1 protein-coding gene is annotated in these 685 nt (G+C 30.2%); it reads left to right on the top strand.

From position 1 onward, the window contains the following. A partial coding sequence (locus CHH67_RS26410; protein ID WP_218832089.1) for a nitroreductase family protein occupies window positions 1-547 on the top strand: 547 nt, incomplete at its 5' end. Between the last annotated feature and the right edge of the window lie 138 nt (window positions 548-685).

The raw sequence follows: 685 nt of genomic DNA, 5'->3' as shown, positions 1-685 counted from the left end.
AAAGGTTCCGATGTCGAAAAAAGATTTCGATTCAATTATTTATAATTCGTTCGGGAGAGATTTTGACTCGGGTTCTAAAAGATATCCATCAGCTGGAGCATTATATCCAATTGTTCCTTTAGTATATATATTAGAAGATAGTGCAATAGACGGGTTATCGAATTTAAGAGGTTGTTACGTTTTCGATACTTATGCACTTAGTTTAAAAAAAATAAAAGAATGGAGCTCTGAGGAGTATAATGATTTTTTATCTGTATTAAATACTTCAAATAAACAAATTTATTCTAATTTAGCAATAGGGTATGCTATCGATTTGAAAAAAGCCATCATTAAGTACAAACAAAGAGGCTATAGACATGCACTAATTGAAGTTGGGTTAATGGCTCAAGCATTAAGAGAGGTCTTAGTATCAGAAAAAAAAGGACTAGGTGAATTCTGTTGGTCTGGATTCGATGATAATGCATTAACTTACTTATCAGGCTTAAATCCTAGATTAATACCGATCTCATTAATTCAATGGTTTGGATATAAAATGGAAGGGAAATGAAAATGATTCATATAACACGTAGTTTATGCCACTTTAATGTACCATATAAAGCTTTTTTAAATGATAATTATTATAAAACTTTTTCTTATATTGGGAATTTTAAAATAGGAGAATATAGAGGACCGAGTGGTTGTAATT

It is taken from the genome of Paenibacillus campinasensis, from assembly GCF_002272015.1.
Taxonomy (GTDB): domain Bacteria; phylum Bacillota; class Bacilli; order Paenibacillales; family Paenibacillaceae; genus Paenibacillus_AQ; species Paenibacillus_AQ campinasensis.
Note: the sequence above shows the minus strand (reverse complement) of the source record. Positions and strands in the feature narration are given on the sequence as shown.